The following is a 24,283-nucleotide window of genomic DNA, read 5'->3' as shown; positions in this document are numbered from 1 at the left end:
GTGCGTCGGGAACTGAGCACTCGACGCAGACGGGTCAGGAGTCGAAGCCGACGCCGATCGTGTCGAGCGCCTTGAGCCACAGGTTGCGCTTGCCGGTGCGGTCCTCGGCAGCGAGCGCCGACCGCGTCGCCCGCACGGCGGCATACCGGATCGGCTCGGGAGGGAAGGGGATCGGCTTGCGCCGCACCATCTGCAGCCGCGTCACCTCGGTGTCGCGCCCGTCGAGCAGGTCGAGCGCCACCCGTGCCCCGAAGCGCGTCGAGGCCACGCCCAGCCCGGTGTAGCCGACGGCATAGGCCATGCGGCCGCCGAGGGCGGTGCCGAAGACCGGAGTGAAGCGTGACGTCGTGTCGATCACTCCGGCCCACCGGTGCGTGAACCTGATGTCAGCGAGCTGCGGGAAGATGTCGACGAAGTGGTCGGCCAGCAGGCCGTGCGAGGCGTCGGACTGCTCGAGCGCCGGGTCGATGCGGCCGGGGAAGTGGTAGTTGGCGTCGTAGCCGCCGAAGAGCACGCGGTCGTCGAGCGTCCTGCGGTAGTAGTGGAACTGGTTGCCGGCATCGGTCAGTCCCTCACGCCCCTTCCACCCGATGGCGTCGAGCTGCGCCGCGGTGAGGGGCTCGGTCATGAGCACGTGGTCGTAGACGGGCAGCACCCAGGCGCTGAAGCGCTTGAGCACGCCCTGGGCGGCATTGGTGCCGATGACGACACGCCGGGCGTGCACGCTGCCACCCTCGAGCGAGACGCGCACGCCGTCGCCCTCGGTGTCGAATCCCGTGGCGCGGGTGTGCTCGTGGATGCGGACGCCCAACGACTCGGCTGCCCGGGCGAGGCCCCACACGAGACGAGCGGGGTCGACGAGACCGACCTCGGGGTCGAACAAGCCGGCGCGATAGAGCGGCGAGTCGACGCGGCCGCGAGCTCCCGCCGCATCGAGCAGCTCGACCTCGTAGCCGTGGGCACGATGCAGCTCGAAGGCCTCGTGCACGGCGGGCACCTGGTGCTCCGTCAGCGCAAGGGTCAGCTCGCCGGGCACGTGGAAGTCGGCGTCGATGCCGTGGGCCTCGAGCGTCGTCCCGATGGCCGCGAAGTTGTCGGCCGCGAGCCGCTCGAGCGTCTCGATCTCGTCGGGCCAGCAGCTGAGGCCCTGCGACAGCCCGTGGGTGAGGCTCGGGCTGACGAAACCACCGTTGCGGCCCGAGGCCCCGTCAGCCAGACGGTCGGCCTCGATGACGACGACGTCGCGGGAGGGGTCGTCCTCCTTCGCCTGGATCGCGGCCCAGAGCCCGGTGAACCCTCCGCCCACGACGAGCAGGTCGGTGCGCGTCGCGAGGCCGGTCAGCGGCGGCCGCGGGTCGGGGCGCTCGGGCCGATCGGTCCAGAAGGGGGTCGGCGCGGCGTCGGCGAGGGCGCGCGCGGCGCGCGGGCTGAGGCTGTCGGGTCGGTTGCTCATGTCGTGGCGATTCGACCACGGCACGCGCCGGAGTGGAACCGCACATCGCACCATGACGAAGCGCGCTCGCACGGGTCGCGGCCTCGGAGGTGCCCGAAGGGTGAAACCCGTTGCACCCCGCACAGGGGTTTGGTTGTGTCACCACCATGACCCCTGATGAGCTGTTGCGCGTCTTCCACGACGAGACCCGTGCGCGGATCGGGCTCGGCACGGCGCAGCGGCCGATCGAGGTCGACGGCCTGATCCGGCGCGAGTACGACGTCGACGGCGGCCAGTGGAACATGGTCGAGAGCCCGGACGGGCTGGGCCCTGACCCCGCGGCCTACGACGCGGTCATCGCCCGCCAGCGGGACTTCTTCGCCGCCCGCGGGCAACAGGTCGAGTGGAAGACCTACGACTACGACGAGCCGGCCGACCTCGGCGAGCGGCTGCTGCGTGCCGGCTTCGTCAAGGAGGACGACGAGGCGCTCATCCTCGGCGAGGCGGCCCCCCTCGCGGCCCAGGACATCCGGCTCCCCGAGGGGGTGACCGTCCGTGCGGCCGAGACCGAGGACGACTTCGCCCGGATCCGCACGATGCTCGAGGCGGTCTGGGGCAAGGAGCAGGAGTGGGTCACTGCGTCGCTGCTGCCCACCTGGCAGCGTGACCCCCGCGCGATGGACGTGGTGCTCATCGAGCAGTCGCCCGACAGCCCGGTGCTCTGTGCCGCCCGGAGCGAGTACGACGAGAGCAGCTTCACCGGTCTCTGGGGCGGCTCGACCCTGCCCGAGTGGCGCGGCCGGGGCCTCTATCGCGCGACCCTGCTGCACCGCGCCCGGCTCGGCCTCGACCGGGGCAAGGACTACGTCCGGGTCGACGCCTCGCCCGACTCGGAGCCGATCCTGCGCCGTCTCGGGCTGCACCGGGTGGCGACGACCACCCCCTACGTCTTCGACCCCCGGGCGTCCTGAGCGGGCGCTCACCGGTGGGTGGGACTGCCGCCCGACCGGACGGCAGACGTGGCAGGATCGACGGCGGATCGTGAACCCGCTCATTCGACAGCAGGAGTAGCAATGCCCATCGCCACCCCCGAGGTGTATGCCGACATGCTCGACCGCGCGAAGGCTGGCTCCTTCGCGTATCCCGCCATCAACGTCTCGAGCTCGCAGACGCTCAACGCGGCCTTGAAGGGCTTCGCCGACGCCGGCTCCGACGGCATCATTCAGGTCTCGACCGGTGGCGCCGAGTACCTCTCCGGACCCAGCATCAAGAACATGGTGAGCGGGTCGCTCGCCTTTGCCGCGTTCGCCCACGAGGTGGCCAAGAAGTACCCCGTCAACATCGCGCTGCACACCGACCACTGCCCCAAGGACAAGCTCGACGGCTTCGTGCGCCCGCTCCTCGCGGCGAGCACCGAGCGCGTGCAGTCCGGCGGTACCCCGTGGTTCCAGTCGCACATGTTCGACGGGTCGGCCGTGCCGCTCGAGGAGAACCTCGAGACCGCGCGTGAGCTGCTCGCCCTCGCCAAGGCCGCCAACGTCATCCTCGAGATCGAGGTCGGCGTCGTCGGCGGCGAGGAGGACGGCGTCGCCCACGAGATCAACGACAAGCTCTACTCCACCCCGGCCGACGCCATCGCGACGATCCAGGCGCTCGGCTCCGGCGAGAACGGCCGCTACCTGACGGCCCTGACCTTCGGCAACGTGCACGGCGTCTACAAGCCCGGCAACGTCAAGCTCCGTCCGGAAGTGCTCCTCGAGGCCCAGCAGGCCGGTGCCCGTGAGCTCGGCCTCTCCGACGACGCACGCCCCTTCGACCTCGTCTTCCACGGCGGCTCGGGCTCTCTGCCCGAGGAGATCTCCTCGGCCGTCGACTTCGGCGTCGTCAAGATGAACGTCGACACCGACACCCAGTACGCCTTCACCCGCAAGATCGCCGACTGGATGATCTCCAACTACACCGGCGTGCTCAAGGTCGACGGCGAGGTCGGCAACAAGAAGCAGTACGACCCGCGCGCCTGGGGCAAGGCGGCCGAGGAGGCGATGGCCGTGCGCATCGTCGAGGCCTGCGAGGCGCTGCGATCGGCCGGCACCCACCAGTGAGCGACAACCTGCTCGGCATCCCCGAGACCCGCCTCGCGGTCGACCCGGCAGCCGAGAAGCTCGCCTCGGGCGTCGACCCGGTCCAGGTGGCAGCCGCCTACCCCGCGAGCGCGCTCGCGTGGGCGGTGCTCGCCGAGGACGCCCTCGCCGACGGTGACCGTGATGTCGAGGCCTACGCCTACGCCCGCACCGGCTACCACCGCTCCCTCGACTCCCTGCGCAAGTCGGGCTGGCGCGGACAGGGCCCTGTGCCGTGGTCGCACGAGCCCAACCGCGGTTTCCTCCGCGCCCTCGGGGCGCTCGCCCGGGCGGCGCGCGCCATCGGCGAGAGCGACGAGGAGGCCCGCTGCACGCAGTTCCTGCGCGACAGCTCTGCCGAGGGCGCGCGCGAGCTCGGTCTCTGAGCCGCAGCCGCGAGTTCCACACCACCACAGCGTGATCGGCGCCGGGAGCCCCTTGGGGGACCCGGCGCCGACCACTGCCCCGACCGGACGGCATACGCCCTCATGACGCTCTTCTGCTGTGACATCGACGGCACCCTGCTCAACTCGCACCGCACCCTGTCGGAGCGCACCATCGCGGCGATCCGGGCGGTGCGCGAGGCGGGCCACTCCTTCGTGCTCTGCTCGTCGCGGATGCCCGAGTCGATGGCTGCGCTCGACCGGCTCTCCGGCGGCACAGGGGTGCCGCTCATCGCCTACAACGGCGGGCTCGTGCTGCGCGACGACCGTTCCGTCGCGACGAACGAGCACATCGCCGCCGCTGACGCCCGCGTCGCCTACGAGACCTGTGCCCGGATCGGCTTGCACGGCAGCTTCTTCGCCGGAGACAACTGGTATGCGTGGGGCCGCGACCGCTGGACCCAGCGGGAGATCAACCACACCGCCGTCGAGCCGTCGGCCGAGTCGGCGCACGACTACGCCGCACCGGGGCGCATGGAGGCGGAGCCACCGCACAAGGTCATGGGCATGGGCGACGCGCACCTCGTCGACGAGCTCGAGCAGGTCCTCGCCGGCCGCGACGGGCTCGTCACCTACCGCTCCAAGGCGACCTACCTCGAGGTGGCGAGCGCCGACTGCTCGAAGGGTGCCGGTGTGCGGTCGATCGCCGCCGACCTCGGCATCGACCTCGCCGACACGGTCTTCTACGGCGACAACGACAACGACCTGTCCGCCTTCGCCGTCGTCGGCACCTCGGTCGCCGTGGCCAACGCGAAGCCGCACGTGCTCGACGCGGCCTCCGAGGTCACCGCTGCGCACCACGCCGATGGTGTCGCTGCCCACCTCGAGGACTGGCTCGCCGCGCACACGGGCTGACCTCGCATCCAGGTGAGAGCCGACGGCCGGTCGAGGCAGTCGTGAGCCGCCCGCATCCTGCTCCACCCAGCGGAGCAGGATCCGAGTCCCGAGGCCCGAGGTCCGAATCCCCGAGGTCCCGGCCCCGTGAGGTCACGTCAGCCAGTGCGCCCCGACGTAGGGCTCCGGGTGGCCTCGCGCCCAGTCGGCGAGGGCGCGGGTCAGCTCGTCGCGAAGGAGTCGAGCAGTGGCGGGCGGGAGCATCTCATCGATGAGGAAGGCCGTCACGCCAGGAGCCGGGCCCGTCGCTCCGTCGCCGGGCCGCGATGGGTGATCCCGGGATGGTCACGCGCGTCGGACGACGGGGAGGGTCCCTTCCGCGAACCGATAACCTTGCCGTTGGCTGACCCAGCGAACGGAAGGCGGAGGGATGCCGGCAATCGTGCTCGTCGGAGCGCAATGGGGTGACGAGGGCAAGGGCAAGGCGACCGACCTGCTCGGCAGCAGTGTCGACTACGTCGTCAAGTTCAACGGCGGCAACAACGCCGGCCACACCGTCGTCATCGAGAAGGACGGCAAGCGGGAGAAGTACGCCCTGCACCTGCTGCCCTCCGGCATCCTCAGCCCCAACTGCGTGCCGGTCATCGGCAACGGCGTCGTCATCGACCTCTCGGTCCTCTTCGAGGAGCTCGACGGGCTCGAGGCGCGGGGCGTCGACACGAGCAAGCTGCTCGTCAGCGCCAACGCGCACATCATCCCCAGCTACAACCGCACCATCGACAAGGTGACGGAGCGCTTCCTCGGCAAGCGGCGCATCGGCACGACGGGGCGCGGCATCGGCCCGACCTACGCCGACAAGATGAACCGCATCGGCATCCGCATCCAGGACCTCTACGACGAGCCGATCCTGCGGCAGAAGGTCGAGGCGGCCCTCGAGTTCAAGAACCAGGTGCTCGCCAAGATCTACAACACCCGCGCCTCGGCCGTCGACGACGTCGTCGAGGAGCTGCTGTCGTATGCCGCCCGCCTGGCTCCCATGGTCGCCGACACGAGCCTCGTGCTGGGCCAGGCGCTCGACCGGGGAGAGACGGTCCTCTTCGAGGCCGGGCAGGCGACGCTCCTCGATGTCGACCACGGCACCTACCCCTACGTCACGTCGAGCAACGCGGTGTCGGCCGGGGCCTGCACGGGCTCGGGCGTGCCGCCGACCCGCATCGACTCGGTCATCGCGATCCTCAAGGCCTACACGACGCGCGTCGGCGAGGGTCCCTTCCCGACCGAGCTGCACGACGACTCCGGCGAGTTCCTCCGCAAGACGGGGGCCGAGTACGGCACGACGACGGGTCGCCCCCGCCGCTGCGGCTGGATGGACACGGTCGTCGGCCGCTACGCGACGCGCATCAACGGCGTCACCGACTTCGTCATCACCAAGCTCGACGTGCTGACCGGTCTCGAGACGGTGCCGGTGTGCGTCGCCTACGACGTGGGCGGCGTGCGCCACGACGAGATGCCGGTCAACCAGACCGACTTCCACCACGCGACCCCGATCTACGAGGAGCTGCCCGGCTGGTGGGAGGACATCACCGCCTGCCGCTCGTTCGAGGAGCTGCCCGCCAACGCCCAGGCCTACGTGCTGCGCGTCGAGGAGCTCATCGGCGCCCGTGTGTCGGCGATCGGCGTCGGACCGGGTCGTGACGAGATCATCGAGCGCCACCCGCTCAAGCCCGCGGTGGCCGGCTGACCCGCTCAGCGGCATACCTCATCACCCGAAAGCGCTTGGAGCAGAAGGACAGTCATGACTGACAACGTCGTCGAGCAGAAGGTCGAGCTCGACTGGGTCACCCGTCTCGCCGACGAGGTCGTCGCCGAGGCGCACCACCGCGGGATGGACGGTCCGATCGTCTGCGCGTCGGGCATCAGCCCGTCGGGGCCGATCCACCTCGGCAACTTCCGCGAGCTCATCACCCCGCACCTCGTTGCCGACGAGCTCAAGCGACGCGGCATCGACTGCGAGCACATCCTCAGCTGGGACGACTTCGACCGCTTCCGCCGTGTGCCCAAGAACCTTGCGGGAGTGGACGACTCGTGGGAGCAGTACATCGGTATGCCGCTCACCGCAGTGCCGCCGCCCGCCGGCTCGTCGCACGCGAGCTGGGCCGACCACTTCAAGGCGCCGCTGCTCGAGGCCATGGAGGCCACCGGCATCGAGGTGCGCGAGATCAGCCAGACCGAGCAGTATCGCGCCGGCGCCTACCGTGACCAGGTGCTGCTCGCGATGCGCGAGCGTTTCGCCATCGACAAGGTGCTCGACCAGTACCGCACACTCGAGGCTGCCGAGAACGCCCGCCAGAAGGCCACCGGCAAGGGCCGGCAGCAGGGTGGTGGCAAGGGGGCCAAGCTGACCGAGGAGCAGGCTGCGGCAGCGACCGAGGCCGAGCGTGGCTCGGGCGCCGCGGCCGAGGACGACGGCAGCGAGGGCAAGTCCGGCTACTACCCCTTCAAGCCGTTCTGCTCCGTCTGTGGCACCGACTTCACGACTGTCACCGCCTACGACGACGACAGCCACGACCTCACCTACGACTGCACGAAGTGCGGCCACACCGAGACCGTCGACCTCGACACCTTCACCAACGGCAAGCTCGTGTGGAAGGTCGACTGGCCGATGCGCTGGGCCCACGAGCACGTCGTGTTCGAGCCCTCCGGGGTCGACCACCAGAGCCCGGGCAGCAGCTTCGTCGTCGGCAAGGACCTGGCGCCGATCTTCGGCTGGGAGCGACCCGTCGGGCCGATGTACGCCTTCGTCGGCATCGCCGGCATGGCCAAGATGAGCTCGAGCAAGGGCGGTGTGCCGATCCCCACCGACGCCCTCGAGGTCATGGAGGCGCCGGTGTTGCGCTGGCTGTATGCCCGGCGCCGGCCCAACCAGAGCTTCGACGTCGCCTTCGGTCCCGAGCTGCAGCGGCTCTATGACGAGTGGGACGCCCTGAACCGCAAGGTCGCCGACGGCTCCGCACAGCCGGCTGACCTCGCCGCGCACCTGCGCGCGACGTCCACGGCGTCGGGCGTGCTCCCCGCGACGCCCCGGCCGATGCCGTTCCGCACCATCGCCTCCGTCATCGACGTGACCCAGGGCGACGAGGAGCAGGCCGTGCGCATCCTCAGTGACCTCGACCCCGAGCACCCGGTTGCCTCGACGGACGACCTGCGGCCGCGCCTCGACTGCGCCGAGCGCTGGATGCTCGGCTACGTGCCGGCCGAGGACCGCACGGTCGTGCGCACCGAGCCCGACGCCGGGCTGCTCGGCTCGCTCGACGAGTCGCAGCGTGAGTCGTTGCGCCTGCTCGCCGACGGACTGGGTGCGCACTGGTCGCTCGACGGCCTGACCCACCTCGTCTACGCCGTGCCGAAGATCCAGCGCGGCATCGACCCCGAGGCCAAGGTCAAGGACCCGGAGCTCTCGGCCGCGCAGCGCACCTTCTTCGTGCTCGTCTACCGGCTGCTCGTGGGTCGCGACACGGGCCCGCGGCTGCCGACGCTGCTGCTCGCCGTGGGGGCCGACCGGGTGCGCACCCTCATCGGCCACTGACACCAGCGTCGAGAACTGGGCACTCGACGGTGAGGAAAGTGAGCGCTCGACTCACGAACGGTCGAGTGCTCACTTCTCGACGAGAGGAACGTGGGCACTCGACTCACGAACGGTCGAGTGCCCACGTCCCGGGCAAAGGAGCGGGCGAGGGGCGAGACGCTGGGGGGGTGCGTCTCGTCCCTCGCCCGAGCGCGTCCTCATGGGGGGCGGGACGGCGCCGGACGTCGACTGGGTCTGGGGGGTAGACCGGCGGGGAGGGTGGTTTCGCACTGCCGTCGACGTCCTGACCATCATCGCGCGCAAGACGGCCGGATGCTCTCCAACACGGCATTCCTTGAACAAGTCTTTACCTTGCCCCGTCAAGGCTCATTCCGGGCTCGCTCCGAGCCCACTTCGAGCCCACTTCGGGGCTCACCCCGGCTCACGACGTCGGGGTCAGCACCGTCATCCGGTGGGCCGCACGGGTCAGCGCCACATAGAGCACACGCACCCCACCAGGCGACTCGCGCACGATCTCACGCGGGTCGACGACCACGGTCGCGTCGTACTCCAGGCCCTTCGTCGACATCGGGTCGACGACCTGCACGCGTCCCACGACACCCTCGTGGGCGAGCCCTGAGAGGGGAGCGAGCCGGGCGGCATACGTCGCCGGGGTGATGACGGCGACCGAGCCGTCGACCTGCCCGAGCAGCTCCTCGACCGCGGCGCTCACGGCCGAGACGGGGTCACCGCCGAGCGAGGCCTCGACGGGGTGGATGCCCGTCTCGCGCACCGCCTGCGGGATGTCGGCGTCCGGCACCTCACGGCGCACGATCTCCGCGGCGTAGTCGAAGATCTCGCGGGCGTTGCGGTAGTTGGTGTCCATGTGGAAGAGCTGGCGCGCCTGGCGCCCGAAGGCCTCCTCGCGGGCTGCCGTGGCCTCCACGGGGTCGGGCCAGGACGCCTGGGCGGCGTCGCCGACGACGGTCCACGACGCGGTGCGACCCCGCAGGCCGATCATCCGCCACTGCATGGGGGAGAGGTCCTGGGCCTCGTCGACGAGCACGTGGGCGTAGTCGTCGGGCTTGCCGATGCGCCCGGCGAGCAGACGCTCGCGGGGGTCGGCCGAGCGGGTGTGCGACGTGTCCTCGCGCTCCGGGCTGCTGACAGGCTGCACCTCGGTGACGCCGTACTGGGTGAGGTCGTCGAACTCCTCGATCTCGTAGAAGCCGCGCTCCTCGGCCTCCTTCTCCTTGACCGGGCCGACCCGTCCGGCGAGGTCGTCGACGAGGGCGACGTCGGCCACCGACCACGTGCTGGTCTCGAGCGCCGTCGCGAACGACGCGGCGAGCAGGTCGGCGTCGGCATCGGGCAGTGAGCCGCGCGCGTGGCGGCGCAGCAGGTCGGCGTCGGCGAGCCAGAGCAGCACCTCGCGGGGGTCGACCTGCGGCCACCACTCCTGCATGAAGGACTCGACGTCGAGGTGGTCCTCCCACTTGTCCATGAACTCGGCCTTGGCGTCACGCTCACCCGTGACCCCGAGGCTCGACCAGGCGGCCTCGCCGAGGGCGGCCTGGGCGACCGACGTCGCGGTGTTGCGCTGGTGCTGGCGCAGCACCTGGGAGCGGACGCGGTCGAGCACCCGTGCCTCGAGGCGCACCGCGCGCCCCGCGACCATGGCCCGGAACTCCGTCGGAGCGTCGGGCACCCGCCCACGCGCCGCGGCGGACAGCAGCGGGCGGATCCGCATCGAGCCCTTGAGCCTCGCGACGGGCGGGGGGTCGAAACGCTCGGCGTGCATCACGTCGATGACGTCGCCGAGCGCGCGCAGGGTGACGCTGTCCTCGCCGAGCGAGGGCAGCACCCGCTCGATGTAGGCCGTGTAGGCGCCCGAGGGGCCGACGACGAGGATGCCGCCGGACTCGAAGCGGCGCCGCTCGGAGTAGAGCAGGAAGGCGGCCCGGTGCAGGGCGACGACCGTCTTGCCGGTGCCCGGACCGCCGGTGATCTCGGTGACACCCCGGGCGCTGGCGCGGATGGCCTCGTCCTGGTGGGCCTGGATCGTCGCGACGATGTCGCGCATGCGCTCACCGCGGCTGCGCGTCAGGGCAGCCATGAGGGCGCCGTCGCCGACGACGACGAGGTCGTCGGGAGGCTCGGGCACCATGAGGTCGTCCTCGATGCCGATGACCGTGGCGCCGCGGCTGCGCAGCACCCGACGGCGCAGGACGCCCATCGGCTGGGTTGGCGTGGCCCGGTAGAAGGCGGAGGCCGCCGGCGCGCGCCAGTCGATGACGAGCGGCTCGTAGTCGTCGTCACGCACCCCGAGGCGCCCGATGTAGCGCACCTCGCGGTCGTCGGGCCGGGCCCGGCGCTCGCCGCCGTCCCCGCCGGCACCGTCCTCCTCACGCTGCATGCCGTGGTCGAGGTCGAGGCGTCCGAAGACGAGCCCTTCGTACTGCGTGTCGAGCGCCGTGCGCCGCTTGGCGGCGTGGAACATCAGGGCGTCGCGCTCGAAGAGGCCGGCGGCCTCCTCCATGCCGACCTCGGCCGACTTGGCGATGTGGCCCCGGGCCAGGCCCTCGGCCTGCACGACGTCGGCCCGCCGGCCGGCCTTCTCGAGCTCCTCGTGGACCCGGTCGACGTGCGCCTGCTCGACCGCGATCTCGCTCGCGACGTCGTCGGTCACGGGGGCGCCGTTGCGGCGCGGCGGAGTGGCGGCAGGGGTCACGGGGCGGGGGTCACCGGTCGTGGTCGACCGGTGCGGTGCTGCATTGGAGGTGCTCACTGACGTCCCAGCGTTCGGCGGGCGCCGCAGAGGCGGCGCGGGAACCATCGAGTCTACTGTCATCGCATGCCCGTCCCCGCCTGTATCCCGCCCACCGGCGAGCCTCTCGTGGGGCGCTGGGTCCGACTCGACCTGATGCAGCCGGGCGATGCCCGTGGACTCTTCGCCGTCTACTCCGACCCGCGCTGCTACGAGCAGGGATTCGCGATGCTGAACCCGCACGCATCGCTCGCCGAGACGGAGGCGCTGGTCGCGGACTCCATCGCGGCCCGCGGTGCCGGCCGGACGGCATACACCGTGCGTCTCGTCGGCGACAGCGCCCTGGGCGCGGCGGGCACCGTCGTCGGGTCGAGCAGCCTGGGCGACGTCGACACGGCGCGCGAGCACGTGCACCTCGGGTGGACGATGATCGGCTCCCGCTGGTGGGGCGCCGAGGTCAACCCCGAGAGCAAGCTGCTGCTCCTCGGGCATGCCTTCGACACGTGCGGCTTCGGCCGCGTCAAGATCCAGACCGACGTCATCAACACCCGGTCGCGCGCCGCCATCCTCAGGCTGGGCGCGGTGCCCGAGGGCGTCACCCGGCGCGACGTTCGCCGCGCCGACGGCACGTGGCGCGACACGGCGGTGCACTCGATCCTCGTCGACGAGTGGCCCACGGTCCGGGCAGGCCTGCTGGCGCGCCTCGCGTCACCCTAGGCTGGCGCCGTGAAGGTCCTCGTCCTCGGTTCAGGCGCCCGCGAACACGCACTCGTCAAGGCCGTTGCGGCCGACCCGGAGGTCGACGCGGTGATCGCGGCCCCGGGCAACCCCGGCATCGACGCGACGGCGCTCTGCGTCCCCGTCGACATCCTCGACGGCGCTGCGGTCGCCGCGCTGGCCCGCGAGCACGAGGTCGACCTCGTCGTCGTGGGCCCCGAGGCCCCGCTCGTGGCAGGCGTGGCCGATGTATGCCGTGCGGCCGGCTTCGCGGTCTTCGGACCCTCCGCCGAGGCCGCGCGTCTCGAGGGCAGCAAGTCCTTCGCCAAGGAGGTGATGGCCGCTGCCGACGTGCCGACCGCGCTGGCCCACGTGTGCACGACGATGGACGAGGTCGAGTCGGCGCTCGACGCGCTCGGCGCCCCGCACGTCGTCAAGGACGACGGGCTCGCCGCGGGCAAGGGCGTGGTCGTCACCGACTCGCGGGAGGAGGCGCTGGAGCACGCCCGGGCCTGCCTCGCCAAGCCCGACGGTCGCCTCGTCGTCGAGGAGTTCCTCGACGGCCCCGAGGTCTCGGTCTTCTGCATCAGCGACGGCTCGAGCGTGGTGGCGCTCTCGCCGGCGCAGGACTTCAAGCGCGTCGGCGACGATGACGCGGGCCTCAACACCGGCGGGATGGGCGCCTACTCGCCGCTCGACTGGGCACCCGAGGGTCTTGCCGACGACGTGGTGCGCCGGGTCGCGCAACCGACCATCGACGAGATGCGCCGCCGCGGCACGCCTTTCGTCGGGGTGCTCTACGTCGGTCTCGCCCTGACCACGCGCGGCCTGCGCGTCATCGAGTTCAACGCCCGGTTCGGCGACCCCGACGGGCAGGCGTCGCTCGCTCGCCTCGAGACCCCGTTCGCCCAGCTGCTCCACGCGGCGGCGACGGGGCGGCTGGCCCAGTTCGGGCGGCTGCGCTGGTCGGACGACCGGGCGGTCGTGGTCGTCGTCGCGGCCCACGGCTACCCCACCTCGCCCCGCACGGGCGACCCGATCACCGGCCTCGACGCCGCCGCCGAGGTGCCCGGCGTGCTCGTGCTCCATGCGGGCACACGTCTCGACGAGGCCGGCAGGCTCGTCTCGGCCGGCGGCCGGGTGCTCGACGTGGTCGCGGTGGCACCCACCCTGGCCAAGGCCCGCCGCGCCGCCTACGACGCCGTGGCTGTCATCGAGCTCGAGGGCTCGCACCACCGCAGCGACATCGCGCTGCGCGCCGAGCGCGGTGACATCGCGGTCGGCTGAGGCGAACCGTCCGGGCCGAGCCGGACTCTCCTTGGCATGAGCGCCATGACTGCGGGCCGAGGCGGGTCGGTGTCCGATGCCGGCAGGCCGACGGACGACCGGGGCCTGTGGTCCCGGCTGGCCGAGGCGGACGGAGGGGCGCTGACGGAGCTCTACCGCCGACACTGCGATGCGGTCTACAACTTCGCGTTCCGGCGCACGGCGTCATGGGCGGCTGCCGAGGACGGCGTGCAGGCGACCTTCACCGCCGTCTGGCGCCGGGCTCGCAACGGCAAGGTCGACCCGCTGCGGGCCGACACGGCGCGGGCGGTGCTGCTCGTGATGGCCGGGCAGGAGTGCGCCAACGTCGCGCGGTCGGCTCGCCGGCAGCGGTTGCTGCACGGGCGCATCGAGGCGGACGCCGGCGGCGCCGTCTCGCCCGACCATGCGGCCTCCACCGCTGCGCGAGTCGACGACGAGCGCCAGATGAGCGAGGTGCGCCGCGCCCTCAAGCTCATCCCGGCGGTGCAGCGCGAGGCGATCGAGCTCGTCGTCTGGTCGCACTGCTCCCTGGCCGAGGCGGCCGGCGCGCTCGGCGTCTCGGAGGGGACCGTGAAGTCCCGTCTCCACCGGGCTCGCCAGAGCCTCACCCACGTGATCGAGATCGACGCCCTCAAGGAGGCCCTGTCATGAACCTGCCCCTTCCCCCCGAGCGCACCCTGCCCGATCGGTTGGGCAGGTGGCAGGCTGTGCGCGTGACCGACCTACCGATCGAGCTGCCCGGCTATGAGCACGTCTACTCCGGCAAGGTGCGTGACCTCTACGTGCCGGTCGGCCCCGACGGGCAGGTGGTCGAGGACCAGCTGCTGCTCGTCGCCTCCAACCGGCTGTCGGCCTACGACTGGATGATGACCCCCGAGATCCCCGACAAGGGTGCGGTGCTGACCCGACTCTCGCTCTGGTGGTTCGACCAGCTCGCCGACCTCGTGCCCAACCACGTCGTGTCGACGGAGGTGCCCGATGCCGTCGCCGGCCGGGCCGTGCTCGTGCGCAAGCTCGAGATGCTCAAGGTCGAGGCGATCGCCCGCGCCTACCTGACCGGCGGCGGGCTCGAGGAGTATCGCGCGACGGGTGCCGTGTGCGGCGTCGTGCTGCCCGAGGGGCTCGAGGACGGCTCGAAGCTGCCCGAGCCGGTCTTCACCCCGACGACGAAGGCGCCGGTGGGTGAGCACGACCTGCCGATGTCGCCCGCCGAGGTCGACGCGGAGCTCGGCGCGGAGGTCGCGGCCGAGGTCTCGCGGCTCACGCGTGCGATCCTCGCCCGCGGCAACGAGATCGCCGCCGAGCGCGGCATCCTCATCGCCGACACGAAGGTGGAGTTCGGGGTCTCGCCGGACGGGTCGGGTGGCCTCGTGCTGGCGGACGAGGTGCTCACCCCCGACTCGTCGCGCTTCTGGCCCGCTGCCGCCTGGCAGCCGGGGCGCACCCAGCCGTCCTACGACAAGCAGTTCGTCCGGGACTGGCTCACCTCGCCCGAGTCCGGCTGGTCGAAGGCGAGCGGCGAGGCGCCACCGGAGCTGCCCGAGCGCATCGTCGAGCAGACGCGGGCGAAGTACGTCGAGGCCTACGAGCTGCTCACCGGCGAGACGTTCTGACCTCAAGCGGTGAGCTCGACCTCGAAGCCTCGGTGCCGATAGAGCTCGATGATGATCGCGCCCGCGCCGGTGCCCCCGCCCGCGTGCCGCTCCGAATCGCCGACGTCGACCTCGGGTGCCGTCGAGGACGACGAGGTGGTCGCGGAGGAGGCAAGCGAGGGCGCAGGGAGCAGGACCGGCGGTGCGGTCGACCGGTAGCGGTGCCCGGTCGGGGTCGTGATCTCGACCGTGTGGGGCTGCTCGTCGCTGTCGTCGCCCGCTGAACCCCTCGCCGTGTGCGAGGGGCCGGGATGGACGACCGTGGCGCTCCACCCCGGCTCCTCCTTGACGAGGTTGCAGCGCACGCAGAGGCCCTGGCCGTTGGAGGCGCTCGTCGGTCCGCCGGACACGTGGGCGACGACGTGGTCGGCGTGGGCGACGGGCGCGTCGCACCACGGGGTGCGGCACGTGCCGTCGCGGGCGACGAGGAAGCGGCGCAGCCCGGCTGGGAAGAGCCGGCGGGTGCTGTCCATGCCGACGAGGGTGCCGGTCGCGGGGTGGGTGTAGAGCCGGCGCAGCCACGTGACTGCCGCGCGTCCCTCTTCGTCGTGCGGTGCACCACCCTGCGCCGCGAGGTGGCGGGTGAGCAGGTCTCGGACCCATGCCGAGGGCACTGGCCCGTAGCCCGGGACGTGCGCGGGCGTCTCGTCACCGGCGACGAGCGCCTGGTCGGTGAGCACCACCTGGACCTCGACCGGGACGTCGTCGGCCGTGGCCTGGCCGGTGACCCGCTCGACGAGCGTGTCGGCCATGAGCTGGCCCTTGCTCCGCTCGTCACCGGCTGCCTTGCCCGCCGCGGCCGCCTGGGTCAGAGCGGCGTGCACCGCCACCGCCTGCGCGACCGGCAGCAGGGCCGTCACCGTCGCCATGGCGTCAGGAACGGGACGGATCGAGACTCGCCGCTGGCTCTCGGCGAGGCGGGTGCGCTCCACGGCCGCGGCGGCATCGAGATGGTCGGCACAGGCCCTGACGCGCCGCTCGACCTCGCGGTCGCCCCACGAGGCCACGCCACCGGGTGCCGTGTCGTCGTCGGGGTCGACGTTGGCCCCGATGACTTCAGCGTCGACGAGGCTGCGCAGCTCGGGGGTGAGGTGGCTCGTGCCGCGCACGACGAGCTCGGCCCGCAGTTCGTTGAGGATGCCGGCCGAGAGGGCGGCCAGCGTGTGCGGGAGGTCGTGCACGAGGGCGACCGAGGCATGGGCGAGGCGGGCCCCACGAGACGGCGACTCGCGCCGGGCGAGACCGACCTGCGCCGAGACTCCGGTGCGTGACATCGCCGCCCGCCGGGCGGACCTGGAGCGACGGCGCGTGCGACCCGGCTCGTCTCGAGGTGTCGGCTCGAGCTCGCGCGTCCGTGCCTCGTCGCGGGCGGCCACCCAGCCGTCGAAGTCACCGTTGTCTGAGCAGGCCTGGGCCTCCTCGCGCAATTGGGCCGCGACGGCAGCCTGCGAGTCGACGAAGCGAGCGGTGAGACGTGCCTGCTCGGCGGCGCACGCAGCCTTGGCTCGCTCGAGGACGGCAATCCGGGAGATCAGCTGGGCGTCGTCCAGACCGTCCCCGTCGTCGAGCAGTGCCGTGGAGCCGGTGGGAGCGTCGGCGGATCGCCCACCGACGGGCACCCCGCCGTCCCCACTCCTCAGCTCCTCGAACATGTGTTCGATTCTACTACCAATGCGCGGGCGGGCAAGGCTCAACTCCGTGAAAACCGTTGTGTCCCTGTGGATTCGGCTCTGTGGATGTGGACGCTCCCGGTGCCCGTCGGGACGTCCCGACGGCCCGAGCCGGACGGCATACGGGCTCGGTGAGGGGGTGGTCCGCGGAGTGCGGACGGTGGGAGGCGGTGCTGCGCCCGGCCGATAGACTTCCTTCGGCTCGGCCGGGCCTGTCACCCGGCCCTCGATCACAGGGAGAAGCACCGATGGGAAGCATCGTCGTCGACGTCATGCTCAAGCCCGAGATCCTCGACCCCCAGGGGCAGGCCGTCGGAGGAGCCCTGCCGCGGCTCGGCTTCGATGGCTTCACCGATGTGCGGCAGGGCAAGCGCTTCGTGCTCACGGTCGACGGTGACGTCACCGACGCGCACCTCGAGGCCGCCCGGGAGGCCGCGGAGACCCTGCTGTCGAACCCCGTCATCGAGGACGTCGTCTCCGTGCACGTGCTCGAGCAGGCCTCCGCCAGCGATGCAGCAGCCGGCGACACCGCGGCCGGCGACCCCGCGGCCGGCGACGACGCCCAGGGCGAGGCCGGCGACGACGCCCAGGGCGACGCGAGCGAGGACGATTCCCAGTGAGGATCGGCGTCGTCACCTTCCCCGGCTCGCTCGACGACCGTGACGCCGCGCGAGCCGTGCGCGAGTGCGGCGGCGAGTCGGTGCCGCTCTGGCACGGCGACGACGACCTCAGGAGCGTCGACGCCGTCATCCTCCCGGGCGGCTTCTCCTACGGCGACTACCTGCGGTGTGGCGCCATCGCCCGCTTCGCGCCGATCATGGACTCCCTCGTGCCGGCCGCCCAGGGCGGTCTGCCGGTGCTCGGCATCTGCAACGGCTTCCAGGTGCTCACCGAGAGCCACCTGCTGCCCGGCGCCCTGATCCGCAACGACCACCGCAAGTTCAACTGCGTCGACAGCCGACTCGTCGTCGACAACGCCTCGACGGCCTGGACCTCCGACTATGAGGTGGGTCAGGAGATCACGATCGTCCTCAAGAACGGCGAGGGCGGCTTCGTCGCCGACGACAAGACGCTCGACATGCTCGAGGGCGAGGGCCGCGTGGTCGTGCGCTACGTCCCCGATGCCGACGGCCGCAACCCCAACGGCTCCTACCGCCACATCGCGGGCATCACCAACGAGCGCGGCAACATCGTCGGCCTCATGCCGCACCCGGAGCACGCGGTCGAGGTGGGCTACGGCCCGAGCCTCGACGGCCGCGGTTTCTTCACCTCGATCCTCAAGCACACCCTCGAGACCGCAGCGAAGGCCTGACGCGATGACCACCACCGACGAGCAGACCCAGCCCGGCACGACTTCGGACGGTGCGCGGGTTGCCGATCCCCACGAGGGTCTCGACACCGTCGAGCACGCCGCGCGCACCCCCGACGTCGACCAGCCGTGGTCGGAGCTCGGCCTCAAGGGCGACGAGTACGCCAGCATCCGCGAGATCATCGACCGCCGCCCCACGATCTCCGAGCTCGCGATGTACTCCGTCATGTGGAGCGAGCACTGCTCCTACAAGTCGAGCAAGGTCCACTTCAAGCTCTGGGGCGAGAACACCACCGACGAGATGCGCGAGAAGCTCCTCGTCGGCATCGGTGAGAACGCCGGGGTCGTCGACATCGGCGACGGCTGGGCGGTGACCTTCAAGGTCGAGTCGCACAACCACCCGAGCTACGTCGAGCCCTACCAGGGCGCCGCGACCGGCGTCGGCGGCATCGTGCGCGACATCATGTCGATGGGCGCTCGGCCGATCGCCGTCATGGACCCGCTCCGCTTCGGCAACCTGCACCACCCCGACACCCAGCGTGTCCTGCCCGGCATCGTCGCGGGCGTCGGCGGCTACGGCAACTGTCTCGGCCTGCCCAACATCGGCGGTGAGGTCGTCTTCGACGACTGCTACCAGGGCAACCCACTCGTCAACGCCCTGTGCGTCGGCGCGATGCGGGTCGAGGACATCCACCTCGCCAAGGCGACCGGCGTCGGCAACAAGGTCATCCTCTTCGGCGCCAAGACCGGCGGCGACGGCATCGGCGGCGTCTCGGTGCTCGCCTCCGAGACCTTCGACTCCGGCGGCCCTGCCAAGCGCCCCGCGGTGCAGGTGGGTGACCCGTTCGCCGAGAAGGTGCTCATCGAGTGCTGCCTCGACCTGTATGCCGCGCACGTCGTCGACGGCATCCAGGACCTCGGCGGCGCCGGGCTCTCCTGTGCCACCAGCGAGCTCGCGTCCAACGGTGACGGCGGCATGAGTGTCGAGCTCGACCTCGTGCCGCTGCGCGACGCGACCCTGCAGCCCCACGAGATCCTCATGTCGGAGTCGCAGGAGCGCATGATGGCCATCGTCGAGCCCGGCAAGCTCGACGAGTTCATGGCGATCACCGACAAGTGGGACGTCGAGGCCACCGTCATCGGTGAGGTCACCGACGGCGACCGGCTCGTCATCACCTGGCACGGCGAGGTCATCGTCGACGTGCCGCCGCGCTCGGTCGCCCACGACGGGCCCACCTACCACCGACCGCTCAGCCGGCCGGCATACCTCGATGCCCTCAACGCCGACGGTGCTGCCTCGCTCGAGCGCCCCGAGACGGGCGAGGAGATCAAGACGCAGCTGCTGACCCTCCTCGGCTCGCCCAACCTCTGCGACAAGTCGTGGGTCACCGACCAGTACGACCGCTACGTCCTCGGGAACACGGCGCTCTCGCAGCCCGACGACGCCGGGGTCGTGCGGGTCGACGAGGAGACCGGGCGCGGCGTGGCCGTGTCGACCGACTGCAACGGCCGTTTCACCAAGCTCGACCCCTACACCGGCGCGCAGCTCGCTCTGGCCGAGGCCTACCGCAACGTCGCGACCGCGGGCGCCGCGCCGCTCGCCGTCACCGACTGCCTCAACTTCGGCTCGCCGGAGGACCCGGGCGTCATGTGGCAGTTCCGCGAGTCGATCCGCGGCATCGCCGAGGGCTGCAAGTTCCTCGGCATCCCGGTCACCGGCGGCAACGTCAGCTTCTACAACCAGACCGGTGACGTCGCGATCCACCCGACGCCCGTCGTCGGCGTGCTGGGCGTCATGGCGGACGTGTCGAAGCGCTCGCCCTCGGGCTTCCGCAGCGAGGACGCGCACATCTACCTCCTCGGCACGACGCGCGAAGAGCTCGACGGCTCCGAGTGGGCGCACGTCATCCACAAGCACCTCGGCGGCCTGCCGCCCCAGGTGGACCTCGCTGCCGAGCAGGCGCTGGGCGCAGCCCTCGTCGCCGCTGCCGAGGCCGGACTCGTCGAGGCGGCCCACGACCTCTCGGAGGGCGGCCTCGCGATCGCCCTCGCCGAGGCGTGCATGCGTCACGGCGTCGGGGCGACGATCGACGGACTCGACCAGGTGGGCGTCGACTCCTTCACGGCGCTCTTCTCCGAGTCCAGCGCGCGCGCCCTCGTGGCCGTGCCGGCCGGCAGCGCCGCTGCGTTCGAGGCGCTCCTCGACGAGGTGCCGCACCGCCGGATCGGCGTCACCGGCGGCCGCGACCTCGAGATCACCGACCTCTTCTCCGTGTCGGTGTCGGAGCTCACGTCGGCCCACACGTTCACGATGCCAGCGGTTTTCGGCGCCTGACGGCACGACTGCCGTATGCCGTGGGGCGCGCCCCCGCGGCACTGTGGCCCGGTGGTCAGAGCGAGCCGCGCCGCCAGGGCCCGGTGATCGCGAAGGTGATGCCGGGGCTCTGGAGGTTGGCGAAGAGCCAGTTGCCCTTCTTGGGCTCGAACACCGAGCCCGCCCATTCCGAGCCGGTGTAGGTCCCGGGGTTCACGCTCTTGCCCGGCACGCCACCAGCGGGGATGACGACGTTGTTGAGGGCGAAGGGAAAGACCGCCCCGTCCGTCGTGAGGCCGTGGAGGTACTCGAGCCCGTCGCCGTCCTCGCACAGCACGATGCCCCCGCGGGGTGAGACGCAGAGGTTGTCCGGGTTGTTGAGCACCCCGGCGCTCGGTGAGGCGATGAGCACGCGCATGTACTCACTGCGCGGGTCGTACTCGAAGACCTGACCCTGCCCTGCGGGCCCACCGTTCGTGGAGACGAAGTAGGCGCGTTCGTTGCCCCACCAGGCGCCCTCGAGCCGCCGGAAAACGGCGCCACCCTTGAGCTGGCCCTGGATCGCGAGTCGCAGCTCGCCCGGGGCGAAGTCGGGGTTGTCGATGTCGACCCAGTCGGTGCGGTACTCCGTGCCCGTCGGGTCGGTGTAGGTGGAGTAGGAGACCCCGCCGTTCTCGATCTCCATCATCTGCAGGCGCCCGCCGGCAGCGAGGTCGCCGGGAGAGTCGGGCAAGAAGCGGTAGAGGCCGGACGGGGTGGCGTCCTCGGTCAGGTAGACGATGCCCGTGCTCGGGTCCATGCAGGTCGCCTCGTGGCTGAACCGACCCATCGCCTTGAGCGCCACTCCCGTGCCGACACCGTCGTGCGGCACCTCGAAGACGTAACCGTGGCGGGTGCCGTCCGGGCCGACCTCGCTCGTCTCCTCGCACGTCAGCCACGAGCCCCAGGGCGTCGTGCCGCCCGCGCAGTTGCGGATCGTGCCACCGAGGCTCGGCACGGTCTCGAGGAACGCACCGGCGTCGGGGTCGAAGGTGAGCGTGGTGGTGCCCCCGGCCGCGTTCGCGTCGTAGGCCGGGGTCGTGAAGGCGCCTGCGTAGCCGCTGCGCTCGTGGTTGCGCACGATCGCGACCTTGCCGTCGGCGCGGCGGAAGGCCCCCATCCCGTCGTGGTTGCCCGGGGTGGGGTTGCCGTTCGCCATGACGTCGCCGGTCCACCCGTAGGTGAGGTACTCGAAGCCCTTCGGGAGCGCGAGCAGCTCGAGGCCGGTGGTCTGGTCCTTGACGGGGCGCAGCGCGCCGTAGTCGGCGCTGGACGGCTGCTTGGACAGCGGGGCGGCGCCGGCGGAGCGGGCGCCCAGGGCCTCGAGCGGACCGAGGGCAGCGAGCGCCGCGGCTCCGGCGCCCGCCCGGAGCAGACCTCGGCGTCCGAGGCTGGGTGTTGCAGGTGACATGGGAGTTCCTCTCGTCGGAGTCTCCATGCCAGTGGCCGCAGGTGGAATCCACGAGGCGCCGAGGTGACGGGCAGACGTCGGGATGGCGGCGAGGGGATGCGGGAGCGTGGTGCCGGTCAGCGGGCCCGCCACGCGCCAGCCGGTGGCGGCGGCGGGCTCTGCATTCCCTTGTCGTCCAATGGTTTTGCCCCAGCGATCAGCCGCTCCAGGGCCGCGCCCTCGCGGAGCCCGGTCGGGAGGTTGGCGCGGGCGACCTCGCGTCGCAGCACCTCCATCGGCAAGGGGGCGGCGCTGGCCACGACCACGGAGTTGCCGAAGCGCTTGCCCTTGAGCACCTCGTGCGTGGCGATGAGGGCCACGTGGGGCAGTGACTGGCGCACCGTCGCGAGCACCCTTGCGACATAACGCATCCCCGGCTCGTCGGCGAGATTCCACAAGGCGGTCCCGCCCGGCTTGAGCACACGCGCGATCTCGAGCACGTATGCCGCAGAGACCAGTTCGGCTGGCACGCGCCCCTCCGCATACGCATCGGTCACGAATACGTCGGCGGAGTCGTCGCCGAGCGCTCGCACCCCGGTGAGCCCGTCGACGGGGCGGACCCGGATCCGGTGTCGCCGGGGGAGCGGGATCTCCTTGCGCACCAAGGCCGTCAACGACTCGTCGGGCTCGAGCACGATCTGCGGGGAGCCGGGACGCGTCGCCTCGACCCAGCGGGGGAGGGTGAGGCCGGCACCGCCGACGTGGGTGACCCCCAACGGGCCCGGTGGCAGCGCAGTGATGACCAGGGCGAGGTGCTGGACGTATTCGAAGACGAGCAGCGTCGGGTCGTCGGGCTGCACGTGCGACTGCGGCGACCCGTCCATGTGCACCGTGACGCCGCCGCGCTCGTCCCACTCGAGCGTCACGTGGTCGTCGCCCACGCGGGCCTCGCTCACGGTGACGCCGGGAGGCCGAGCACGAGGGTGCGCTCCTCGCCGTAGCGGGTGAAGCCGATGCGGCGCAGGATGGGCGACGACGTGTCGACGACGCCGTGGGTCAGCGCGAGCGAGGCCCCCGCCGTCCGGGCCGCCCGCAGCCTTGCGTCCAACACGGCACGGTAGGCACCGCGACCGCGGAGCGTCCCGTGGGTGCTGCCGCCCCAGAGCCGACACACCTCACCGGCGAGCGTGTAGCCGCCCGTGCCGGCGGGACGGCCCTCGACGTAGGCGACCCAGCGGCCGCTCGAACCGTCCCCGAGCCCTCGCTCGACCTCGGCCAGCGCCGACGCCACCTGCTCGGCGGTCGGGTCCTCGCCGCCGAAGGCGTCGTTGCCGATGACGATCGCGTCGCGCACGGTCTGCTCGTCGGTCACCCGGCGCACCTCGACGTCGTCGGGCACTCCGAGGTCGGGCACTCCGTCGGCGAGCGGGAGGGCGAGCACGTCCATCCGGTCGACGAGGCCGGCCCTACGCGCCAGCAGCTCCCGCTCCAGACCGGCCGGTCGGGTGAACTCCGACAGGCGCCACCACAGCCGATCGCGACCCCACCCGGTGGCGACGGCGCAGATCTCGTCGACCAGCTCTGCCGCGTCACGGTCGGAGCCGAAGACGCGCGCCGACGTCGGGGTGAGGAAGTAGTCGGGATAGGCGACGACGAGATACTCCTCGCACTGCACGTGGCGGGCGTCGTCGGGCACCCACGCCCACTCGTTGGAGGCGGCCAGCACGGCCTCGGCGTCCCAGATCGCTGTCACCCCGACAGGCTACGGTCGGTCGCATGCGATTCGGCCTGACGATCCTGCCCGAGCACACCTGGTCGGTGGCCGAGCCGCGGTGGCGCGAGGCCGAGGCGCTGGGCTTCGACCATGCGTGGACCTTCGACCACGTGACGTGGGGCGGGTTGCCGGACTCCCCGTGGTTCGCCGCGCTGCCCACGCTCGCGGCTGCCGCAGCCGTCACCGACCGCATCGGGCTCGGCACCTTCGTCACCTCGCCCAACAACCACCACCCCGTGCAGCTCATGCGCGAGGTCCTCGCCCTCGACGACATCTCGCGGGGCCGCTTCCTGCTCGGCATCGGCAGCGGCGGCGACCTCGACGCGCGCATCATGGGGGAGGATCTGCCGCTCAGGGCCCGCGTCGACCGCTTCCATGAGTTCACCGAGCTGCTCGACCGGCTCCTGCGCGACGACCACGTCAGTGCCGAGGGCGACTTCTACACCGCACGCGACGTGCGCACCCTCCCCGGTCCAGTGCGCGGCGCGGCCGACGGCAACCGGGTGCCCCTCGTCATCGCGGCCAACGGCCCCCGGTCGATCCGGCTCGCCGTCGAGCGCGGAGACGGCTGGATGACCTACGGCGGCACCGCCGACACCGACGACGCGTGGTGGGCCCTCATCGCCGACCTGTCGAGCCGCGTCGACACCGCGCTCGAGGCCGCCGGGCGCGCCCCCGAGAGCCTCGACCGCTACCTCAACCTCGACTCGGCCCCGACCTTCTCGCTCACCAGTGCCGCCGCCTTCGAGGACGCCGTGGGCCGCGCCGCGGCGCTCGGCTTCACCGACGTCATCACGCACTGGCCCCGCGACGACGAGCCGTTCCTCGGCACCCGCGACGTGCTCGATCAGGTCGCGAGCGAGGTGATCCCCGCCCTGCGCTGAGGTCAGGGGCGGGCGGTGCCCGCCGCACGGCATACCGGCTCGGCGCAGTCAGGCAGCGCGGCTAA

At 71.7% G+C, this 24,283-nt stretch carries 20 protein-coding genes and 1 pseudogene; 14 read left to right on the top strand and 7 right to left on the bottom strand.

The annotated features are described in order from the left end of the window. Positions 1-34: 34 nt before the first annotated feature. A complete protein-coding gene (locus LG278_RS18595) occupies positions 35-1,453 on the bottom strand; it encodes an NAD(P)/FAD-dependent oxidoreductase (RefSeq protein ID WP_404389050.1) in 1,419 nt (472 codons plus the stop codon). 146 nt (positions 1,454-1,599) lie between these two features. On the opposite strand from LG278_RS18595, the gene LG278_RS18590 reads away from it, so the two are divergent. The 4 genes from LG278_RS18590 (at position 1,600) to LG278_RS18575 (ending at position 4,850) form a co-directional block, all read left to right on the top strand. Continuing rightward, the gene (locus tag LG278_RS18590; RefSeq protein ID WP_404389049.1) at positions 1,600-2,403 is read left to right on the top strand and encodes a GNAT family N-acetyltransferase; all 804 of its coding nucleotides are present in this window, start codon (positions 1,600-1,602) and stop codon (positions 2,401-2,403) included. Between the two features lie 102 nt (positions 2,404-2,505). Continuing rightward, the gene (gene fbaA, locus LG278_RS18585) at positions 2,506-3,534 is read left to right on the top strand and encodes a class II fructose-bisphosphate aldolase (RefSeq protein ID WP_404389047.1); all 1,029 of its coding nucleotides are present in this window, start codon (positions 2,506-2,508) and stop codon (positions 3,532-3,534) included. Further along, on the top strand, positions 3,531-3,938 hold the full coding sequence (locus LG278_RS18580; RefSeq protein ID WP_404389046.1) for a DUF3151 domain-containing protein: 408 nt from the start codon (positions 3,531-3,533) through the stop codon (positions 3,936-3,938). Before fbaA ends, LG278_RS18580 begins: the two co-directional genes overlap by 4 nt. 102 nt (positions 3,939-4,040) lie before the next feature. Then, entirely contained in the window at positions 4,041-4,850 is an 810-nt protein-coding gene (locus tag LG278_RS18575) for a Cof-type HAD-IIB family hydrolase (protein WP_404389045.1), read from the top strand. Positions 4,851-4,982: 132 nt separating this feature from the next. On the opposite strand, the gene LG278_RS18570 is transcribed toward LG278_RS18575, so the two are convergent. Further along, positions 4,983-5,117: a hypothetical protein gene (locus LG278_RS18570; RefSeq protein ID WP_404389044.1), complete on the bottom strand. Its 135-nt coding sequence runs from the start codon at positions 5,115-5,117 to the stop codon at positions 4,983-4,985. A gap of 142 nt (positions 5,118-5,259) precedes the next feature. Between LG278_RS18570 and LG278_RS18565 the strand changes: the two genes are divergently transcribed. Both LG278_RS18565 and lysS read left to right on the top strand, forming a co-directional pair. Beyond that, positions 5,260-6,570, top strand: a complete 1,311-nt coding sequence (locus LG278_RS18565; protein WP_404389043.1) for an adenylosuccinate synthase — start codon at positions 5,260-5,262, stop codon at positions 6,568-6,570. A gap of 54 nt (positions 6,571-6,624) precedes the next feature. Beyond that, the gene (lysS, locus tag LG278_RS18560) at positions 6,625-8,415 is read left to right on the top strand and encodes a lysine--tRNA ligase (protein WP_404389041.1); all 1,791 of its coding nucleotides are present in this window, start codon (positions 6,625-6,627) and stop codon (positions 8,413-8,415) included. Positions 8,416-8,836: 421 nt separating this feature from the next. On the opposite strand, the gene LG278_RS18555 is transcribed toward lysS, so the two are convergent. Next, entirely contained in the window at positions 8,837-11,125 is a 2,289-nt protein-coding gene (locus LG278_RS18555; RefSeq protein WP_404389039.1) for a HelD family protein, read from the bottom strand. 123 nt (positions 11,126-11,248) lie between these two features. On the opposite strand from LG278_RS18555, the gene LG278_RS18550 reads away from it, so the two are divergent. From LG278_RS18550 to LG278_RS18535, 4 genes are read left to right on the top strand one after another with little or no spacing between them, the layout of a single operon-like run. Further along, positions 11,249-11,878, top strand: coding sequence for a GNAT family N-acetyltransferase (locus LG278_RS18550; RefSeq protein WP_404389037.1), 630 nt, complete (start codon positions 11,249-11,251; stop codon positions 11,876-11,878). Between the two features lie 9 nt (positions 11,879-11,887). Beyond that, entirely contained in the window at positions 11,888-13,165 is a 1,278-nt protein-coding gene (purD, locus tag LG278_RS18545) for a phosphoribosylamine--glycine ligase (RefSeq protein WP_404389035.1), read from the top strand. Between the two features lie 36 nt (positions 13,166-13,201). Continuing rightward, a complete protein-coding gene (locus tag LG278_RS18540; RefSeq protein ID WP_404389033.1) occupies positions 13,202-13,837 on the top strand; it encodes an RNA polymerase sigma factor in 636 nt (211 codons plus the stop codon). A gap of 56 nt (positions 13,838-13,893) precedes the next feature. Continuing rightward, positions 13,894-14,799, top strand: a complete 906-nt coding sequence (locus tag LG278_RS18535) for a phosphoribosylaminoimidazolesuccinocarboxamide synthase (RefSeq protein WP_404393705.1) — start codon at positions 13,894-13,896, stop codon at positions 14,797-14,799. 2 nt (positions 14,800-14,801) lie between these two features. On the opposite strand, the gene LG278_RS18530 is transcribed toward LG278_RS18535, so the two are convergent. Continuing rightward, complete coding sequence (locus tag LG278_RS18530; protein ID WP_404389031.1) at positions 14,802-16,490, bottom strand: DUF222 domain-containing protein; 1,689 nt, start codon at positions 16,488-16,490, stop codon at positions 14,802-14,804. Between the two features lie 266 nt (positions 16,491-16,756). Here LG278_RS18530 and purS point away from each other — a divergent pair. The 3 genes and pseudogenes from purS to purL form a co-directional block, all read left to right on the top strand. Next, positions 16,757-17,002: pseudogene (gene purS, locus LG278_RS18525) on the top strand (phosphoribosylformylglycinamidine synthase subunit PurS); the annotation flags it as partial. A gap of 122 nt (positions 17,003-17,124) precedes the next feature. Beyond that, on the top strand, positions 17,125-17,820 hold the full coding sequence (gene purQ, locus LG278_RS18520) for a phosphoribosylformylglycinamidine synthase subunit PurQ (protein ID WP_404389029.1): 696 nt from the start codon (positions 17,125-17,127) through the stop codon (positions 17,818-17,820). A 4-nt stretch (positions 17,821-17,824) separates the two neighbouring features. Continuing rightward, entirely contained in the window at positions 17,825-20,152 is a 2,328-nt protein-coding gene (purL, locus tag LG278_RS18515) for a phosphoribosylformylglycinamidine synthase subunit PurL (RefSeq protein ID WP_404389027.1), read from the top strand. A gap of 55 nt (positions 20,153-20,207) precedes the next feature. Here purL and LG278_RS18510 read toward each other — a convergent pair whose 3' ends face one another. The 3 genes from LG278_RS18510 to LG278_RS18500 all read right to left on the bottom strand — a co-directional run bounded on the left by LG278_RS18510 (position 20,208) and on the right by LG278_RS18500 (position 23,313). Next, the gene (locus LG278_RS18510) at positions 20,208-21,581 is read right to left on the bottom strand and encodes an alkaline phosphatase PhoX (RefSeq protein ID WP_404389026.1); all 1,374 of its coding nucleotides are present in this window, start codon (positions 21,579-21,581) and stop codon (positions 20,208-20,210) included. Positions 21,582-21,697: 116 nt separating this feature from the next. Then, positions 21,698-22,444 (bottom strand): spermidine synthase, encoded by a 747-nt coding sequence (locus tag LG278_RS18505; protein ID WP_404393704.1) that lies wholly within the window; start codon positions 22,442-22,444, stop codon positions 21,698-21,700. A gap of 68 nt (positions 22,445-22,512) precedes the next feature. Then, positions 22,513-23,313, bottom strand: a complete 801-nt coding sequence (locus LG278_RS18500; protein ID WP_404389024.1) for a hypothetical protein — start codon at positions 23,311-23,313, stop codon at positions 22,513-22,515. A gap of 23 nt (positions 23,314-23,336) precedes the next feature. Here LG278_RS18500 and LG278_RS18495 point away from each other — a divergent pair, with 23 nt between their 5' ends. After that, the gene (locus tag LG278_RS18495; RefSeq protein ID WP_404389022.1) at positions 23,337-24,218 is read left to right on the top strand and encodes an LLM class flavin-dependent oxidoreductase; all 882 of its coding nucleotides are present in this window, start codon (positions 23,337-23,339) and stop codon (positions 24,216-24,218) included. Positions 24,219-24,283: the final 65 nt, after the last annotated feature.

Origin of the sequence: Humibacillus xanthopallidus, from assembly GCF_044793955.1 — a bacterium.
In the GTDB taxonomy this organism is placed as follows: domain Bacteria; phylum Actinomycetota; class Actinomycetes; order Actinomycetales; family Dermatophilaceae; genus Humibacillus; species Humibacillus xanthopallidus_C.
This window is presented reverse-complemented; position numbering and strand designations above follow the sequence as displayed.

Excerpts from the sequence above, each read along its gene's own strand:
- LG278_RS18595 (WP_404389050.1), bottom strand. The coding sequence starts at position 1,453 with ATGAGCAACCGACCCGACAGCCTCAGCCCGCGCGCCGCGCGCGCCCTC.
- LG278_RS18590 (WP_404389049.1), top strand. The coding sequence starts at position 1,600 with ATGACCCCTGATGAGCTGTTGCGCGTCTTCCACGACGAGACCCGTGCG.
- fbaA (WP_404389047.1), top strand. The coding sequence starts at position 2,506 with ATGCCCATCGCCACCCCCGAGGTGTATGCCGACATGCTCGACCGCGCG.
- LG278_RS18575 (WP_404389045.1), top strand. The coding sequence starts at position 4,041 with ATGACGCTCTTCTGCTGTGACATCGACGGCACCCTGCTCAACTCGCAC.
- LG278_RS18565 (WP_404389043.1), top strand. The coding sequence starts at position 5,260 with ATGCCGGCAATCGTGCTCGTCGGAGCGCAATGGGGTGACGAGGGCAAG.
- lysS (WP_404389041.1), top strand. The coding sequence starts at position 6,625 with ATGACTGACAACGTCGTCGAGCAGAAGGTCGAGCTCGACTGGGTCACC.
- LG278_RS18550 (WP_404389037.1), top strand. The coding sequence starts at position 11,249 with ATGCCCGTCCCCGCCTGTATCCCGCCCACCGGCGAGCCTCTCGTGGGG.
- LG278_RS18540 (WP_404389033.1), top strand. The coding sequence starts at position 13,202 with ATGAGCGCCATGACTGCGGGCCGAGGCGGGTCGGTGTCCGATGCCGGC.
- LG278_RS18530 (WP_404389031.1), bottom strand. The coding sequence starts at position 16,490 with ATGTTCGAGGAGCTGAGGAGTGGGGACGGCGGGGTGCCCGTCGGTGGG.
- purL (WP_404389027.1), top strand. The coding sequence starts at position 17,825 with ATGACCACCACCGACGAGCAGACCCAGCCCGGCACGACTTCGGACGGT.
- LG278_RS18510 (WP_404389026.1), bottom strand. The coding sequence starts at position 21,581 with ATGTCACCTGCAACACCCAGCCTCGGACGCCGAGGTCTGCTCCGGGCG.
- LG278_RS18505 (WP_404393704.1), bottom strand. The coding sequence starts at position 22,444 with ATGGACGGGTCGCCGCAGTCGCACGTGCAGCCCGACGACCCGACGCTG.
- LG278_RS18495 (WP_404389022.1), top strand. The coding sequence starts at position 23,337 with ATGCGATTCGGCCTGACGATCCTGCCCGAGCACACCTGGTCGGTGGCC.